Below are 17,732 nucleotides of genomic sequence, written 5' to 3'. Positions count from 1 at the left end.
ATATAAATCTCCCTATATATATTATAAATATATTTATATTATATATGATTTGACCTATCTTGTTAAAAGAAAATTTTAGTTGGTCCTTCTTTTTTAGAAAAGATTGCATCAAATATACTGATTGATAAGGCCAAATTAGATTCTATCAACGGTTATTAATCGGTAATTTGAGGCATTGACAGTTAATCTAATATATTGCGAAGGGCAAGTAACATAGTAGTTTTTGCCTAAGTGTTCGACAACACAGTCGGGTCTTTTTAAAGTCGTTTGGATGAACGATTTGATCTCAGATTGATTCAGGTCAGTTCCTAATTTTTTGTTGATGCGGTCAAAGACTAATTCTGTGTAGCAAATGTTTTCCATAATTTGTTTGATCATGATTTACCTCGAAAAAAGGCACTGACTCAATGGCCAGTACCTTTTAATTAATTTTGCTTCCGTGACTGAAACTTTTCACGAACAAAATAGAAAATTGTCATAAATACTAAGAATATGACACCGATCATCAGCGAGATGGTTGTTTCTGGGTTCAAGAACATGAAGACTAGAATCACCAATAAGGCTGCGATGGCTAAGTAATTACTGATTGGATAAAGTGGCATCTTGAAAGGATGGTCTTTCATCTTATCTTTGTTCAGTCGTCTGAAATGCAGTTCACTGAATAGGATAACGAACCATGGGACCATTCCTGGTAGAACTGATGAACTATAAACTACCACGAAAATGTCCTTTGGCGTATGGAACAGGATCGGCATCAAGAAGTTGATGATCAAACCGATCAAGATACCTGCAGAAATGGTTAATACGGCGACGTAAGGTACGCCTGATTTAGAGATTTTTTTGAATGATTTTGGTAAGTTGTCTTGCAAGCCTAATGTGTAAAGCATTCGACTGGCACTGAACATTCCGGAGTTACATCCAGATAGAGCAGCTGTTAAAACAACGAAGTTGATGATCTCGGCCGCAAAAGTGATGCCGACTTTAGCAAAAGTCTCGGTAAATGGCGAACCGATTGTACCTAATTTGTTCCAAGGATAAATTGATACGATTACAAAAATAGCACCAATATAAAAAATCAAGATTCTACCAACGATGGTTCTGATAGCGTGAACGATACTGCTTTGAGGATTTTCGGCCTCACCGGCAGTGATACCGATAACTTCAATACCTTGATATGAAGCGACAACGATCGATAGGGCAAAGATGAATCCTTTTAGACCGCCTGTGAAAAAGCCACCGTTAGTCCAAAGATTGCTGATGCCGACTGGATGTCCGTGATTACCGACACCAAATAGGATGACTAATAGTCCCATGATGATCATGAAGATGATCGTGACAACTTTGATCAATGAGAACCAAAATTCCATCTCACCATAAGCCTTAACAGAAGTTAAGTTGGCTAGACAAAGCGTTGCGACTACGACGACACCGACGATCCATTGTGGAAGGTTGGGCCACCAGAATTCAAGGTAGGTCCCAACAGCGATAACTTCAGAAATACCAACGACTAACCACTGAAAGACGTTGCTCCAAGCTGTCAGATATCCGACAACTGGATGAATATATTCGGAACCGAATTTGGCGAATGATCCAGTTGATGGGTCGGTGTAGATCATTTCACCTAAAGCACGCATGACCATGTAAAGAATCAGTCCTGCGATTGCGTATGCGATTAAAACTGAAGGGCCTGTCCATTTGATAGTCGAAGCAGAACCCATGAAAAGACCGACACCAATTGTCCCACCGAGGGCAATCATTTGCATCTGTCTTGATGACAAACTTCTATTTAAAGACTTATCTTCCAAGAATGTACCGCCTTTCATAAATCTGTTGTTCAGACTTGCTAAACAGATGTAGTGTTACTTCAAACAATAATACTATATATCAAGCTATAAAGCTCTTAAAAATAGTGGATTATTAGAAAAAAATTAAAACGTTTACAATTATTATAATATCACTAATAAAAAATTACGAACGAAAATGGCTTAATTTATCGAATTTATATTGTTGATAAGTAGGCTAAAAAAATTGAATTGTTTGATATTTTAGTAAAAAATCAAAAAACTATTTTTTACAAAATGATCTTCGGCATTATTGCCGTTTACTTAAGAAAAAATTTATTTATTCCCTTAATTGTAGGTATACCAGTCAATTATCTTGCCATGTAGCGACGTTACATATAATAACAATTGTGAAAGCATTTACAAAACGTGGGTTTATTTGCTAAGATAAAACCATTCAACATTTCAACAATTTGTTGTTATAGGAGGGGAAACATGAAAAAGCTTAGATATACTTTTATTCTGTTTTTATTCGCTGGTATTGTTTCGTTTTTCGGTTATACCAATCAAGCCGAGGCTTCAAACGATTATCCAGTTGTCTTTGTTCATGGTCTCAACGGATATGGACAAGACGAGATCCCTAGCTTCGTATATTGGGGCGGACGTGCTAACAACGTCATCAAAAACCTTGATTCTACGTATGGCGATCAAGCAGCTTTAGAGGCTGTTGTTAGTCCATATGGTAGTGATTGGGATCGTACTTGTGAACTTTATGCCTATCTAAAGGGTGGACGGGTTGACTATGGGTTAGCTCATTCTCAAAAATACGGTCACGCTCGTTACGGCAGAACTTATCCCGGTATCTATCCACAACTCTCAGACACTGAGAAGATCCATTTGATCGGACACTCAATGGGTGGTCAAACTACCCGTGATTTCGATTCGATGCTTCGTAATGGTAATGCTGAAGAACAAGCTGCTAGTCAAGCAGCTGGCGAACAAGTCAGCCCACTATTTGCTGGTGGCCACCACTGGATTGCATCAGTTACTTCAATTGCTGGTGTTCATAATGGTACGCCTTTGACAGATTCACCAATCAACCAAGTAGTTCGTGACGTTATCAATACTGGTAACTTGCTTGGCGTACAAATTCCACGTGATGCAACGACTCTCAAACCAATGTCAACTGACTACAAACTTGACCAATGGGGATTAGTCAGAAAACCTGGTGAAGGTTTAGCTTCATGGAACAAACGTGTTATCAACAGTAAAGCTTGGTCATCAAACGATAATTCGATCTATGACCTTTCAATCGCTGGTGCTAATGCAATTACTGCTAGAACCGACTTGTCACCTGACGAGTACTACTTCACATATGCTGGAAATGCTACAACGACTTCAAGCTTGACTGGTCGTGCAAAACCAATCAAAGGGATCGCACCTTACTTTAGTGTTGGTGCTGCCTACATTGGTAACTACGGCAATGATCCTAGCTGGTGGGCTAGTGATGGTTGTGTTCCAGTTATCTCTGCCAAAGCTCCATTTGGACAAGCTGCTCAACAAGATGCCACAACTACAAAAGGTATCTTTGATTATTCTGATGATGCTAATGCCGTTAAGGGTACTTGGCAATATAACGAACCTGTTCAAGGCTGGGACCACAATGACTTTGTTGGTCTAGATGCCCAAGGAAATCGTGATCAAAAGAATGGTACAAAAGTATTAACGTTCTACCAAGACCTCTTCAGTAAATTAAGAGGCTTGGACGCATAACCTAGTTCTACCCCCTGATAATTCAATAAAACCTTGTAAAACGTATGATTTTACAAGGTTTTTTGTATTTGGTATGTTCATAGTTAATAGAAAGATTTTTAATAGTATTGAAAGCGAATAAAATTTTTTTATTAATAGGGCTTGCCTTCGAGCAGACTTTAAGGTGTTTAATGATTGTAAAGTTAAGGAGGATCATGAATGACAGATTATGTTAACAAATTCTTTATGGGTGAACGTCCTTTATTCAATGAGAAAAACGCAAATATTATCAGCACGACTTTTGGCGAAGGTGAATCGCCACTAAAAGAAAGCCGTAATATCAACTTGGATGGCAGTATTTTTACATGGAAATATCCACTTTGGTATAGCAAACATGTCACGGTAACCAATACTATTTTTGAAACTATGTCCCGTTCTGGTATTTGGTATACCGATGATATTTCAATCAAAGACAGTACTTTACAAGCACCAAAATTATTTAGACGTAGCAATCAGATCGATTTACAAAACGTGCATTTTTCAGATGCTGAAGAAACGCTTTGGAGCTGCAAGGATATTAAGCTCGACAATGTTCAAGCTACTGGCGACTACTTTGGTATGAACAGTGAAAATATCCGTGTCGACAACTCGAGTTTTGTTGGAAATTATATTTTTGACGGTGCAAAAAATATTGAAGTTCACAATTCAACATTCTTATCAAAAGATGCTTTTTGGAATTGCGAAAACGTCACTGTTTACGATTCAGTCATCAATGGCGAATATTTGGCTTGGAATACTAAGAATATCCGCTTTGTTAACTGTACGATCGAAAGTGACCAAGGTCTTTGTTACATCGACGACTTGAAGATGGAAAACTGCAAGCTGCTCAGAACTGACCTAGCATTTGAGTATTGTTCAAATATTGACGCTGAGATCACGACAGATATCATGAGTGTTAAAAATCCGATCAACGGTAAGATCAAGGCTAAGTATATCGATGATTTGATTTTTGATGATGAAGATATCGACCGTACAAAGACAGAGATTATTACTGAAGACAGTAAGGAGACGACTATCTAATGTATGATTTTGAGAAAACAATCGACCGTCGCAAGACCGATTCTGTGAAATGGGATATTAAGCCGAATGAGCTACCTATGTGGGTGGCTGATATGGATTTCCAAGTTGCGCCAGAAATCGTGTCTGCGATTAAAAATAAGGCAGATCAAGCTGTTTTTGGCTATGAAGAGCCACACGATGACTATTTCAATGCCGTAGCTGATTGGTATGAGACTGAACATCATTTCCGTCCTAAAACTGACTGGATGATGTTCGTGACTGGCGTTGTTCCCTCAATTTCATCGATCGTGCGACGCGTTTCAAACGTTGGCGATAATGTGTTAGTCCAAGCACCAGTTTATAATATTTTTTACAATTCGATCGTCAATAATGGTCGCCACGTCTTATCTAGCGACTTAGTTTTTGATGGCGATGGCTATCAGATCGACTTTGCTGATCTGGAAAAAAAGCTGGCCGATCCTTTGACGACATTGATGATTCTCTGCAATCCACACAATCCAGTTGGAAAAATTTGGTCTCGCGATGAATTGATCAAAATTGCTAAATTGGCTAACAAGCATCACGTTGCTATTTTAAGCGACGAGATCCATGGCGACATCACATTTACAGCAGATGGCTATACGCCAATGTTTTCATTACCAGAAGACTTGATTCAAAATCTGATGGTCAGCGTATCACCAAGTAAGACTTTTAATGTTGCTGCTTTGCATGCTGCGACGATCATTGTGCCAAATGAGAATTTACGCAATATCGTCAACCGCGGGATCAATTCTGAAGAACTGGGTGAACCTAATTCTTTCGCCATTCCTGCCACGGTTGCAGCTTATGAACACGGCCACAAATGGCTGGATGAATTAAAGGAGAAATTACAAAGCAATCGTGAATTAGTTGCCGATTACTTGAAAGAAAATCTGCCTGAAGTTAAATTGATTCCGTCAGAAGCAACTTACTTGTTGTGGATCGACACTAAAAATGTCTCTGACGATTCGCAAAAATTAGAAGAATTCATTCGTGAAGATACCGGATTATTCCTTTCGTCAGGAAATGTTTATGGCGGAGACGGAAATTATTTTTTGCGGATGAATGTGGCTTGTCCTACTGATATGGTAAGGGATGGGCTCAATCGATTGAGACAAGGAATTAAAGATTTTCAAGAATAACACTTGACTTTTTCTAGAATCGTTTTAAACTAATCAGTAATTTAATTAAACAAATTCTAATTTAGACGTTGAAGAGAAGAGTAGATAATTTAGTAACTGAAACAGTGACCATCGTTAGTGAAAAGATGGCAGGGAAAAGTTATCGAACATGAGCTCTGAGTCTTACTTTCGGTGTAAGCTGAAATTACGCAAGGATGCGATATCATCCCGGATTTATTAACAGACGTGTTAACGAATCGTTGAGGTAGACGCAAGTCTATGAATTGGGGTGGTACCACGACCACATCGTCCCCATGTCGGCATTTGCTGACATGGGGACTTTTTTTGTTCTCAAAAAGAAAGGAGTAGCGGATATGACAGTTCTAAAATTAAATGGATTGACCCAAAATAAACCAGAAAATTATCAAATCGATCCAAAGTACTCAATTTTGGTATTGAACTTGATGCCAACTAAAGCTGATACAGAAGAGCAGATCAGTAAATTGTTTGCAGAATTGGATACGCCAGTCGCATTGACGTTCTTGTATCCCAAATCGCATATTTGGAAACATGGCAATCAAGCAGAATTGGCTTATCGATACGCTACTTTAGATTCGATCAGACAACAGTACTTCGATGGCTTGATCGTGACCGGAGCTCCGGTTGAAAAATTAGATTTTGAGGACGTTGATTATTGGGATGAATTTTTGGAGATTCAAGATTGGAGTCGCCGTCATACAGTTTCTCAACTGTTTACTTGTTGGGGCGCACAAGCAGCATTATATGCCGACTTTCAAATTCCTAAGGTCAACGTGACACGAAAAATTTTTGGGGTCTATGACAACCAAGTTTCTAACACGAGTTTGCCGAGGAATTTCCTCATGCCGCAGTCGCGGTATAGCAAAGTTGAAACCAAGGCAGTCAAAGATGTACCAGAATTACAAATTTTAGCCGACAACGACCAAACCGGACCTTTCTTTTTAGAGGCTCGAAAATACCACAGTATTTATGTGATGGGACATCCTGAATACAAGGCCAATACCTTAGTGGATGAATATTATCGGGATCTGAACAAACACCAAGCTATCAACAAACCGACCAATATTTCACTGACCGACCCGATCCCCACGTATACTCGTTGGCACCACAGCAGTTTAAATTTATATCACAACTGGTTAAACCAGATTCAAGAGGAGAAGAATAATTATGAGCAAAGACAATTACAAATTTGAAACACTTCAATTACACGCAGGACAAACAGTCGATGAAACAGGATCACGAGCAGTTCCAATTTATCAAACGACATCATACGTATTTAAAGACCCACAACAAGCAGCTGATAGATTTGCTTTAAGAGATCCAGGAAACATTTATACACGTTTAACTAACCCAACTACAGCTGTTTTGGAACAAAGAATTGCTGAACTTGAAGGCGGAACTTCTGGTGTTGCCTTAGCAACCGGTGCCGCTGCAATCACTTCCGCAATTGAAAATATCGCTGCCGAAGGCGATGAGATTGTGTCAGCTTCGACTCTTTATGGTGGAACTTATAACCTGTTCAACGTCACCTTGCCAAAGCTTGGTATTACAACACACTTTGTAGATTCTGACGACCCAGAAAACTTTGAAAAGGAAATCAACGACCATACTAAGGCTTTGTATCTTGAAAGTATTGGTAATCCTGACATCAACTTGGCCGATATTCCCGCAATCGCAGAAATTGCCCACAAGCACGGCATCTTGTTGATCGTTGATAATACTTTTGCTACACCATACTTGTATCGTCCATTAGACCTTGGTGCTGATGTTGTTGTTGAATCAGCAACGAAATTTATCGGTGGTCACGGAACTACCATGGGTGGAACAATTGCTGAAAATGGCAAGTTCGACTACAAAGCTTCTGGTAGATATCCAGAATTCACTACTCCTGATCCACAATACAACGGCTTAGTTTTCGCTGACCTGAAAGGTGGAGCATTCACTACTAAGGTGCGCGCCGAAGTCCTTCGTGATACTGGTAGTGCCATCAGTCCATTCAACTCATTCTTATTGCTTCAAGGATTAGAAACATTGTCATTGCGTGTAGAACGTCATGTTTCAAATACTCGTAAAGTCATCGACTTTTTGAAGAATAACGACAAGGTAGCTTGGATCAAATATCCAGAACTAGATGATAGTCCTTATAAAAAATTAGCTGATCGTGATTTTTCAAAAGGTGTTGGCTCGATCTTCACAATTGGTTTAACTGGCGGCGAGGAAGCCGGTAAGAAGTTGATTCAAAACTTGGATATCTTCTCACTACTGGCTAACGTTGGGGATGCTAAATCATTGATCATTCATCCAGCATCAACGACACATGCCCAACTCAATGAAGAAGAATTAAAGGCAACCGGAATCACGCCAGACTTGATCAGATTGTCGATCGGAATTGAAAATGCCGACGATATTATCGCTGACTTGAAACAAGGATTAGACAAACTTTAAACTAAAAAAACTCAAACCTTCGTGGCTTGAGTTTTTTTAGTTAGAAGACATTCTTGGTTTGATAAATTGTTAGTTCATCCAAATATTGATTAGCCTCTCGTTTACTGATGTTGTGATGTTGGATGAATTTCCATTCTAGGACGATCATGACTGCAGAAAAACAATGTTCAACGACTAATTCAACTGGTGCGTTGGTGTGGTTAGTAAATAATTCTGTGAAAATGTTAAATGAGATTTTTAAAAAATATTGTTTGCAGCTGTTGTATAAATAGCCAGCTGAATTATTTTTGAGGATTTTGTTCAGATAATCAATATGTTCAGTCGCAAAGTCAAAGATTCGATCCATTGCTTGGATAAGCATAGTTTGTTGGTCGGATTTTTCCATAGTCTCAAAATGCAATTGCCCAAACAACCAAGCCCAACAGTAATCCAGTAGATCATATTTATCCTCAAAATAATTGTAAAAAGTTGAGCGTGGATAATCAGCTTCCTGACAAATTGAATTGACGGTAATATTTTCAAAAGATTCTTTCGTCAATAATTCTGCTAATGCATTCGAGAATGCCATGATAGTTCTTCTTGAACTTCGGCTGATTGTCTGGTCATATTGATATTTCATTTCAGAATATTTCTACTTGGACAATTTTTTAAAAGTGTCTATATTTGCACGAACTGTAGATATTGTCACTAGTTCTTAATTGATTTTGATTATATCTTGTCATGGACAGGTGTACAAATATCAAATGCTTCAAAGGAGAATATTATGACTAGAAACGTATTGATTACCGGCGGAACTTCCGGAGTTGGAAAAGCGATTGCCAAAAGTTTTGTTGAAGTGGGCGACAATGTCATTATCGTTGGTAGGAATAAAGCTAAGGCAATAAGTGCCTGTAAAGAAATTGGTGAGGATTTGGCGAGTGGACAAGTCGATTATGTACTTGGTGATTTATCCGACTCACGTGAAAATGAAGCGGTCGCACAAGCTGTCGAAAGAAGATTTTCGCAACTCGATATTTTAGTCCACAGTGCTGGTGTCATGCCAAAAACAAAATCAGAGAATATCAAAATCAATTTGCGAAGCCATTATTTATTAACGATTAATCTTGAGCAACTTCTTAAAAAGTCAAAGGATGCCCGGATTTATTTGATCACTGGCGCTCCAACGGCGGTCAGATTAGGGATGATAACAGAAAATCAATCTACTGAGTTGTTGCGTGGATTGTGGTTATTGACTCATAAAACCTTACTCGTGACCTTATTGGCTGATGAGTTTAAATCATCTGGAATCACAGTAAATGCAGTTTTTCCAGGCGAGGTTAAATCGGACTTAATGGAATGGACTCGAAATGCTTCAAATACACGTGTCTCTGTTGTTAAAAAGTTGGCAGATCGACCTAAGAACATCAACGATACAGCTAAATTTTTTGATAATTTAGGCAATGAAATTGACTTGAACCATCATAAATATAGTGTCGAAAGAGCAAAGCGAGTATTGCAACCATATCTTGATATTAAAAAAACCAGTAATACTCTGCACTAGAGCGATTACTGGTTGATAGTTCATTAAATTATTTTTTCAATTCGCTTGATCAATTGAGGCCAACTATTGGTTAGAACTGACTTCTGTAAATCTTCTGGGAAATCAGGTTTGTTCATAGCACCTTCAATTTGTTCTCGTAAGGCGTGATCTAAACGGTCGTAAAATGCTGGGAGGTCTTCTTCTAACGGTTCATCTTGGTTGACTAGTCTTGGTAGGTCAACATAGCTGATGTAGCCACTGTCGTTGACGGTATCTCCTAACTGTTCTTTTAAGGCTGGGATGTTTGTCACAACCGCTCGTAAGTCGCAGCCTAAAGCTTCAATGGCGACTAACCCTAGTCCTTCGTAATATGATGGCAAGACGAAAATGTCAGACTTGCGATATTGGTCTGCTAGTTCTCTCTGACTGAGAACGTTGTACAACAAAATTTGTGGGTTTCCTAAGTACGAATCAAGATGTCGTTTGGCTTCCTCAGAAGCGTTACCGATGATGTGCAAGTGCACATTGGGATAATCGTGGCTCAAGCGGTCAAAGGTTCTAGCTAGTGCAAAAGTCCCTTTAGCAGCAGAAATTTTTCCAGCATAGACGATATCGATCGTATCCTTCTTCGGTTTAGGTGCTGGATAGAAAATTTCAGGATCATAGCCACCGCCGACAACGGTGATCTTGTCTTCAGGGATGTGATACAAGTCGACCAACTTTTGAACTTCGGGATGACTCAGGGCAAAGACGTGAGTCAAACGGTCCATGTTAGTAACGTATTTTTCAAAAAGGTCAGGATGTTGGTTGGCTTGTCTGATATCAGTTCCGTGGCAGAAGACGTAAATTGGAATGTCAGTTACTTCTTTGCAAACCAACGAAGTCAGAAACCAGAGATGATGGCAAAAAATTACATCTGGCTTGAATTCAGCAACGGCTTGTTGAATTTTGATCCGAAAAACATCTTGCCAGTTGCCGATCATTTCTGGAGTCATTTCTCCATAAATCGTACTTTCGTAGGGCATAACGTCACTCATACCAGGTAATGGGAAGTGACATTTTTCATTAGGAAAGGTGACTGGATATTGGCGGTCTTTTGGCAAAACGTCATATTCAAAGTCTTTGGGTTGGCCGTAAATACAAGCTTGTTCGTCGCGACCCTCAAAGCCTTTGATGACGTTGGAAAAGTAAACGCCACTGCCAGTCTTAGCAGGCAATTGTGCCTGAACGTGTAAGATACGCATTAGTCATCCTCCAGTTGAGAGATTTGATACTTAACATCAACGTGTTCGCCGATGTTAAAAGGCTGTCCTTGATTAAGACAGGTAACTTGAAAGTTATGTTCTTGATACTTGATTGTGTAATCGATAGTCGAACCTTGGAAATTAACGTCAGTAATGATGCCAGATCCAGATTCGTTTTTTTGCAACTGAATGTTCTCGGGGCGGATGTATTGACCGTCGTCTAATAAGTTGGATTCGCCGATGAATTTCAAGACGAATAAATTGTTAGGATGCGAATATAGCTCTTCGCCAGTAGTTATTTGCTGGATCCGTCCATGATCCATGACCAAAATGCTGTCGCCGATTGAAAAAGCTTCTTGCTGGTCGTGAGTGACGAACACCATGGTAATGTTGAGTTCTTCCTGGATGCGGCGTAATTCCTGACGCATGGTCAGACGTAATTTTTCATCCAAGTTGGAGAATGGTTCATCGAGCAACAACAGTTTTGGTTCGACGATCAAACTGCGTCCTAAAGCGATTCGTTGCTGCTGGCCACCACTGAGGTCTTGGATCCGTGATTCCGCAAATTCGTCCATTTGCAACAAGTGCAGCATTTTCAGCGCCTTGTCTTTAGCTTGGGCACGTTTGATTTTTTTAAATTTGAGTCCGTACATTAAGTTCTGTAAGACATTCATATTTGGAAAAAGGCTATATGACTGGAAGACTGTCGTGATGTCGCGGTCTTCTGGAGTCAAGTTGGTGATATCGGTCTGGTCTAATTTGACGGTTCCGGCATCGACGTCGGTAAAGCCGTTCAAACAAGATAATAGTGTGCTTTTTCCACAGCCACTAGGTCCGAGGACGACTAGGATCTTGTTTTGCTCAACGCCGAAAGACAGCGAATGCAAAACGGTAGTTTTAGAGTACTTCTTGGTTAAGTTTTCGACTTCTAAAAACATGATGCCAGTCCCTTCGAGTTAGATTGATGATGCCAAAGACGATGATCGACATAATGATGCAGATCAAGATGATCAAGCAGGCAATGACGGCTGCGACTTGATATTCGCCACGCTGAACGACATCGAACATGACTAATGTCATCATGTTTTCGCCTGGATGGACCAAGAAAATGATCGAACCGATCGTCGTCATGGTGCTGATAAATCCATTTAAAAATGTAATGGCAAAACCTTCTTTAGTCATTGGGAAAAAGACGTCATGCCATTCGTTAACGGTTGTACCGCCTAAATCGTGAACGGTCTTGAAATAAGTCGGTTCAACTTGATTGACGGCTGCTTTAGCCGCTTTGGTCGCAAAAGCTACTTGTTTAAAGATCACGTTGATGACAACGATAGCTGCCGTTCCGGTGATTTGTAGCGGTGGTTTCGAGAAGGCGTATAAGTACCCTAGGCCAAAGAACGTCCCAGGTAAGATGTATGGGAAGGTCCCGACCATTTCCATAAACTTCATCCACTTATTATTTCTAACTTGACTGTAGTAGATGATCAAGAAACTGATCAAACTGCCCAGCAGGCCGGCAATCAAACTATAGACGATAGTTCTGGTGATCGTATCGTTTAAATAGACTTGTGAAGCCAGCAATGGTTGCAGTGAAAATTGGTAGTTACCTAACACTTTAATGGTCAGTGCATTTAATAAGATTGAACCGTACTGGAGCAATAAGGCTAGGTAAAAAATAATTGATAGTATTAATGAAATTACGTAGATAACGCCTTTTTTAGGAAGTGGGAATGGGGATGAATCGCTCGACATTCCATGATGTTGAGTTGTCATTGCTCGGTCATATTTAATGTAGAGGAAAAATCCGATCAGAGCTGGAATAGCTAAGGTCAAGTTGATCAAGGCTGCTTTGTGGATATCGCCCATACTGATGACGGCAAAGTATCCTTCACTCGCCAGCATGTTGTAATTACCACCAATGATAGTTGGCGTCTGAAAGTCAGCCAGACTTCTGATAAAGCTGATCAAGGCGACAACGATCAATCCTGGCCGAAGCATTGGCAAAATAATGTCCAAGATCAGCGAATCAGTTTTTGCCCCCAAAGAACGAGCACTGTTGATGACGCTTGGTTCAAGTTGTTTGAGCAAACCGATCAAAACTAGTGCGTTCAACGAAGTGAAACTCAAGGTCTGCATCAAGATGATCCCTTGTGGTCCGTAAGGATTGATCATTAAATGCAATAAGTCATGGGTGATCATTCCTCGACGGCCGAACAAGGTGATATAGGCAAGGGACGTCACGAATGGTGGCGAGACCATAGTTATTAGTAGAAATAAACGCATAACTTTCTGCCATTTTTTAGAAACGAAGACGAAGCCAACTGTCACGGCAATCGATAAGATCAGCGTTAAGATCATGGTTGAAATGGCCACGGTCAAAGAATGCTGAGTCAGTTCTAAATTTTGCATGAAAAAACTGCTGAATTTTTCGCCAGGCTCTTGTAGTGCTTGAACGAAGATGCTGAGGTAAGGATAGAGAATGAAGACCAGGATGCCTAAACTCAAGATCACAAATACTAATTTGTCAGTTAATTTACTGCCAAAATGACTCTTTTTCATAGGGCTTCCTTCCTTCTTAATTTGAAAAAAGCCGAGAAGTTATCTCGACTTTTTAAAGATGCTATTTATCGCCAACCATGTCAGCCCATTTGTTGAGAACTTTCGTTCTGTCTGAACCGAAGGTCGATAGATTTTCTTTCATTAGGTCTTTCTTGTTCAAACCAAGGTCAAGTCCTTTAACACCAGGCATGATGATTTGGTCTGTATCTTTACCGTCTAATTTAGCTAATTCTTTCATGTTCTTAGGTTCAAGCATGAAGTCGATAAATGCTTCAGCAACTTTCTTGCCAGGAGCATTCTTAAATACAGCTACACCTTCTGGTACCCAAGGAATACCGTCTGATGGGTAGATAACTTGTAGGTCATTTTGTTTTGCTGAATCAAAGGCCATTTTATCGACAGGGATGATACCGATGCCGAATTCGCCAGATGCAGTTTTTTCTTGTGGGTCTTTTCCACGTTTACCGTAGAAGGTAATGTTCTTGTTAACTTTTTCCCAGTAGTCCCAACCGGCTTTTTCACCTTTTTGGTCGATGATTGCTTTAACGATTGCGTACATGGTACCGGAAACGGCTGGATCACTCATGATGATCTCACCTTTATACTTGCTGTCTGTTAAGTCAGACCATTTCTTTGGAACTGGCAAACCTTTTTCTTTCAAAACTTTCTTATTTACGACAAATCCACCGACTGTCAAACCTTTTGAAAGCCAGTAGCCATCCTTGTCGCGATATTTTGTGCTGATCTTGTCGATTGCACTTGATTGATATTTTTCTAGTTGGTTGTCTGTTTTAGCTTGTTCGAAGGCATCTAAGCCACCACCGAACCAAAGATCGGCCATTGGCTTGCTCTTGTCGGCTTTCATTCTTGCTAAAACCTCACCACTGGACATTGATAAGACTTTAACTTTTGCCCCTGTTTGTTTGCTGAACTTGTCGAACAGTGGTTGATATGCATCAGAAGTGGCTACTACGTTCATGGTTTGGCCTTTGTACTTCTGAGTTGTTTTTGTGGTAGATGACTTGTCAGATGAGTCCTTTGATGTGCTGCTTGAACATGCTGTAACTAGCACTAAGCCTAAAAGGAAAACAACTAATAGTCCCAATCTTTTGATTGTTTTCATTCCCAATTTCTCCCCCTTTGTGATAAACACTATTAAAGTGTAGCGGAAAAAATTAAAAACTACAATGAGATGTTAATTTTTTCACATTAAAATTTTTTTGAAGTAATGGTTCACTGCCGGTTGAGGACGGAAATCGATTGCCTTTCGTCTGGAACGCTGAGGAGACACTTTGAGCTTTTTTCACGGCCCGAAAAAATCTCAAAGCTGCCTCTTATTGTAAGCCGGCGTCATCGCCGGCCAACAATAATGTCTCGGCTGAGCCGGGCATCGATTTCCGCCCTCCACCTAGGGTGGTTTAGTTCAATATCTCTAAGTATCTTGCGAATGGGGTATGCGGTCTGTTCTTTGTCTTGACTGTCGGTTGGTAACATTCAAACAAAAAGGAATGCTTCCATTTCTGGCTGCATTCCTCTATTTCCGTTCGTCTATATTTTTCCGTGATTGCGCTCACGCTCATCACTCACATCATAGTACTTTCCTCCGCGATTACGCTCTCGCTTATCGCTATTCTTGTACCTTTCATCTCTATTCGTCTACTTCTGTTTCATCTTCTGAATCTGCTACTGCTTGTCTGGCTTGGTTGGCTGTTGCTCCGTTTAGCCTTCTATCTCTAATGAAGTAAATTGCTGTCATTACGATTAGGAAGACTACTCCGACCATTAATGAAACTGTTGTTTCTGGGTTTAAGAACATGAAGACTAGGATGACTAATAGTGCTGCGATTGATAGGTAATTGCTGATTGGATACCATGGCATCTTGAATGGGTGATCTGCCATCTTGTTTTGGTTCATTTTTCTAAAGCGTAGTTGGCTGATCAAGATTACAAACCATGGAACCATTCCTGGTAGGACACTGGAACTGTACACGATGACGAAGATGTTGCTGGATGTGTGCAATAGTGCTGGCAGGGAATAGTTTAAGATCAAACCGATCAAGATTCCGGCTGAGATTGTTATTACTGGTACGTATGGTACTTGGTGCTTCGATACTTTTGTGAATACTTTTGGCAAGTGGTGCTCGATTCCTAGTGTGTATAGCATTCTGCTGGAACTGAAGATTCCTGAGTTACAGCCTGACATTGCTGCTGTCAACATGACGAAGTTGATGATCATGGCTGCGGTCGTGATTCCGACTTTGGCAAATGTTTCTACGAATGGGGAACCGATGGTGCCTAATTTGTCCCATGGGTAGATCGAAACAATCACGAAGATTGCTCCAATGTAAAAAATTAGGATTCTACCAACGATGGAACGGATGGCTTTAACGATATTTTGTTGTGGGTTTTCAGCCTCTCCGGCCGTGATACCGATGACTTCGATTCCTTGATATGAGGCGACAACGATTGACAGTGCGAAGATAAATCCTTTAATGCCACCTGTGAAAAAGCCGCCGTTGACCCAGAGATTACTGATCCCGACTGGGTGGCCGTGATTTCCGACACCGAAGACGATGACTAATAATCCTAAAACAATCATCAAGATGATCGTAACAACTTTGATCAAGGCAAACCAGAATTCCAATTCGCCGTAAGCTTTAACTGATGTTAAATTAGCGATACAGAGTGTGACTACTACCACGATTCCGGCGATCCATTGTGGCAAGTTGGGCCACCAAAAAGCCAAATACGTTCCGACGGCGATAACTTCTGAAATACCAACTACTAAGTATTGAAAGACATTACTCCAGGCAGTCAAATAACCGACCACAGGGTGGATGTATTCTGTGGCGTATTTTGCAAATGATCCAGTTGAAGGATCGACGTAGAGCATTTCTCCTAAAGCTCTCATAACCATGTAAAGAATCAGTCCGGCTAGTCCGTATGCTAGTAGAACAGATGGGCCTGTCCATTTGATGGTAGAAGCAGAACCCATAAATAGACCGACACCGATGGTTCCCCCGAGTGCAATCATCTGCATCTGTCTAGACGTTAAACTTCTTTTGAGTGATTCCTGAGCCATAGTAATTCTCCCCTATGTGTTCACGAATCGTGAACACTTGTGTATTATTAGGACTCCATACTACACTACTTTTTATATTTAGCAAATTGATTTCAAAAAGTTATTAAGAAAAAGCATAAATAAATCAATTAAAAAAATAAATGTCGAGTAATAAAAGAAAAATGTAAAAATAGTGTTCACAATTCATGAACACAAGTATCTCTGTAATGACCAGGATATTTATATAAATTCTGAGATAAATTTCATAAAAATAATTGGAAGAAATATTTTGTCGTTACTTGGATTAAATGAAACAAATTAATATTACTAAAATTTAATTAAGGATTATACGTAATCTATATCACATGCTATATTTATTGTGTTCCAATTAAATTTGATTTGAGGGGATACAGGTTATGAAGAAATTCAAAAAAGTTAGTATTTTGGCCATTTCTGCACTAGCTGTTTTTTCATTGGCGGCTTGCGGAAATAATAGTAAACAATCACTTGATTCAAAAGACACTTCAGCAAAAGTTAACAAGAAGAGTGCGGCGAAAAAAGAACCAAGCAAAGATAAGAAGGATTCTTCTACAAAAAAAGCTGACAACGTTAAAACTGATCAATCTGCTAACGTTCAAACTGGCACTGCTCAAAGTACTGGCAGTCAAACACAGGTTAATGGAAAGACCAAAGCTGCTAATGTCACGAATACGCAAACAGGCAAAGCCCAACAAAATACAAAAATTCAAGCTCGTATCAATAGTGCTGATCAAGCAGCCGATTTAGTTTCCCACTCGATGGGTATTTCAACTAATAATGGTCAATACAAGGGTGTTGCCAAGCAAGATGGCTATCACGTTGTTCCATCTGATCCTTCATCCAATCAACCTGAAGAATATGTGATCAAGCCAAACGGTGATATGTACGATGTTAATGGCAAGTTTATGGAATCGTACAGCAAGCTTGCTGGAAGTACTTTTTATCATCCAAATGGTTGGAATGGTGCTTCAAAGCAGTAATTATAATCAAATATTAATAATTAAATGAATGTTTGATGACTAAAAAGCTAGGAATCTAACTTATACCATGATATATTTAAGCTTACGAATTTTA

At 39.8% G+C, this 17,732-nt stretch carries 15 protein-coding genes; 7 read left to right on the top strand and 8 right to left on the bottom strand.

Going from position 1 to position 17,732, the window contains the following annotated elements:
- Nucleotides 1-135: 135 nt before the first annotated feature.
- Entirely contained in the window at nt 136-378 is a 243-nt protein-coding gene (locus tag LKF16_RS07145) for a DUF3781 domain-containing protein (protein ID WP_291470018.1), read from the bottom strand.
- Between the two features lie 47 nt (nt 379-425).
- A complete protein-coding gene (locus LKF16_RS07140) occupies nt 426-1,805 on the bottom strand; it encodes an amino acid permease (RefSeq protein WP_291470015.1) in 1,380 nt (459 codons plus the stop codon).
- Between the two features lie 471 nt (nt 1,806-2,276).
- On the opposite strand from LKF16_RS07140, the gene LKF16_RS07135 reads away from it, so the two are divergent.
- From LKF16_RS07135 to LKF16_RS07115, 5 genes are all read left to right on the top strand, one after another.
- On the top strand, nt 2,277-3,554 hold the full coding sequence (locus LKF16_RS07135) for an esterase/lipase family protein (protein ID WP_291470014.1): 1,278 nt from the start codon (nt 2,277-2,279) through the stop codon (nt 3,552-3,554).
- A 198-nt stretch (nt 3,555-3,752) separates the two neighbouring features.
- Nucleotides 3,753-4,613, top strand: a complete 861-nt coding sequence (locus LKF16_RS07130; RefSeq protein ID WP_291470013.1) for a DUF3737 family protein — start codon at nt 3,753-3,755, stop codon at nt 4,611-4,613.
- Nucleotides 4,613-5,773 carry a MalY/PatB family protein gene (locus LKF16_RS07125; protein WP_291470012.1) on the top strand — a complete coding sequence of 387 codons (1,161 nt, stop codon included), beginning with the start codon at nt 4,613-4,615 and terminating at the stop codon, nt 5,771-5,773. The genes LKF16_RS07130 and LKF16_RS07125 overlap by 1 nt, the downstream gene beginning before the upstream one ends.
- Before the next feature lie 353 nt (nt 5,774-6,126).
- The gene (locus LKF16_RS07120; RefSeq protein WP_291470010.1) at nt 6,127-6,984 is read left to right on the top strand and encodes a homoserine O-acetyltransferase/O-succinyltransferase family protein; all 858 of its coding nucleotides are present in this window, start codon (nt 6,127-6,129) and stop codon (nt 6,982-6,984) included.
- Nucleotides 6,959-8,236, top strand: coding sequence for an O-acetylhomoserine aminocarboxypropyltransferase/cysteine synthase family protein (locus LKF16_RS07115; protein WP_291470009.1), 1,278 nt, complete (start codon nt 6,959-6,961; stop codon nt 8,234-8,236). The genes LKF16_RS07120 and LKF16_RS07115 overlap by 26 nt, the downstream gene beginning before the upstream one ends.
- Nucleotides 8,237-8,276: 40 nt before the next feature.
- Here the strand turns inward: LKF16_RS07115 and LKF16_RS07110 are convergent, their stop codons facing one another.
- Nucleotides 8,277-8,855 carry a TetR/AcrR family transcriptional regulator gene (locus tag LKF16_RS07110; protein WP_291470008.1) on the bottom strand — a complete coding sequence of 193 codons (579 nt, stop codon included), beginning with the start codon at nt 8,853-8,855 and terminating at the stop codon, nt 8,277-8,279.
- A 144-nt stretch (nt 8,856-8,999) separates the two neighbouring features.
- Here LKF16_RS07110 and LKF16_RS07105 point away from each other — a divergent pair, with 144 nt between their 5' ends.
- Nucleotides 9,000-9,776 (top strand): SDR family NAD(P)-dependent oxidoreductase, encoded by a 777-nt coding sequence (locus LKF16_RS07105; RefSeq protein ID WP_291470007.1) that lies wholly within the window; start codon nt 9,000-9,002, stop codon nt 9,774-9,776.
- A 23-nt stretch (nt 9,777-9,799) separates the two neighbouring features.
- On the opposite strand, the gene LKF16_RS07100 is transcribed toward LKF16_RS07105, so the two are convergent.
- From LKF16_RS07100 to LKF16_RS07080, 5 genes are all read right to left on the bottom strand, one after another.
- Nucleotides 9,800-10,999 carry a glycosyltransferase family 4 protein gene (locus tag LKF16_RS07100; RefSeq protein WP_291470006.1) on the bottom strand — a complete coding sequence of 400 codons (1,200 nt, stop codon included), beginning with the start codon at nt 10,997-10,999 and terminating at the stop codon, nt 9,800-9,802.
- Complete coding sequence (locus tag LKF16_RS07095) at nt 10,999-11,937, bottom strand: ABC transporter ATP-binding protein (RefSeq protein WP_291470004.1); 939 nt, start codon at nt 11,935-11,937, stop codon at nt 10,999-11,001. The genes LKF16_RS07100 and LKF16_RS07095 overlap by 1 nt, the downstream gene beginning before the upstream one ends.
- The gene (locus LKF16_RS07090) at nt 11,897-13,558 is read right to left on the bottom strand and encodes an ABC transporter permease (RefSeq protein ID WP_291470002.1); all 1,662 of its coding nucleotides are present in this window, start codon (nt 13,556-13,558) and stop codon (nt 11,897-11,899) included. Before LKF16_RS07090 ends, LKF16_RS07095 begins: the two co-directional genes overlap by 41 nt.
- Before the next feature lie 61 nt (nt 13,559-13,619).
- Nucleotides 13,620-14,681, bottom strand: a complete 1,062-nt coding sequence (locus tag LKF16_RS07085) for an ABC transporter substrate-binding protein (RefSeq protein WP_291470000.1) — start codon at nt 14,679-14,681, stop codon at nt 13,620-13,622.
- Nucleotides 14,682-15,206: 525 nt separating this feature from the next.
- Nucleotides 15,207-16,640 (bottom strand): amino acid permease, encoded by a 1,434-nt coding sequence (locus LKF16_RS07080; protein WP_291469998.1) that lies wholly within the window; start codon nt 16,638-16,640, stop codon nt 15,207-15,209.
- A gap of 395 nt (nt 16,641-17,035) precedes the next feature.
- Between LKF16_RS07080 and LKF16_RS07075 the strand changes: the two genes are divergently transcribed.
- Nucleotides 17,036-17,638, top strand: a complete 603-nt coding sequence (locus LKF16_RS07075; protein ID WP_291469996.1) for a hypothetical protein — start codon at nt 17,036-17,038, stop codon at nt 17,636-17,638.
- The last annotated feature ends 94 nt before the right edge of the window (nt 17,639-17,732 follow it).

It is taken from the genome of Companilactobacillus sp. (assembly GCF_022484265.1).
Taxonomy (GTDB): domain Bacteria; phylum Bacillota; class Bacilli; order Lactobacillales; family Lactobacillaceae; genus Companilactobacillus.
This window is presented reverse-complemented; position numbering and strand designations above follow the sequence as displayed.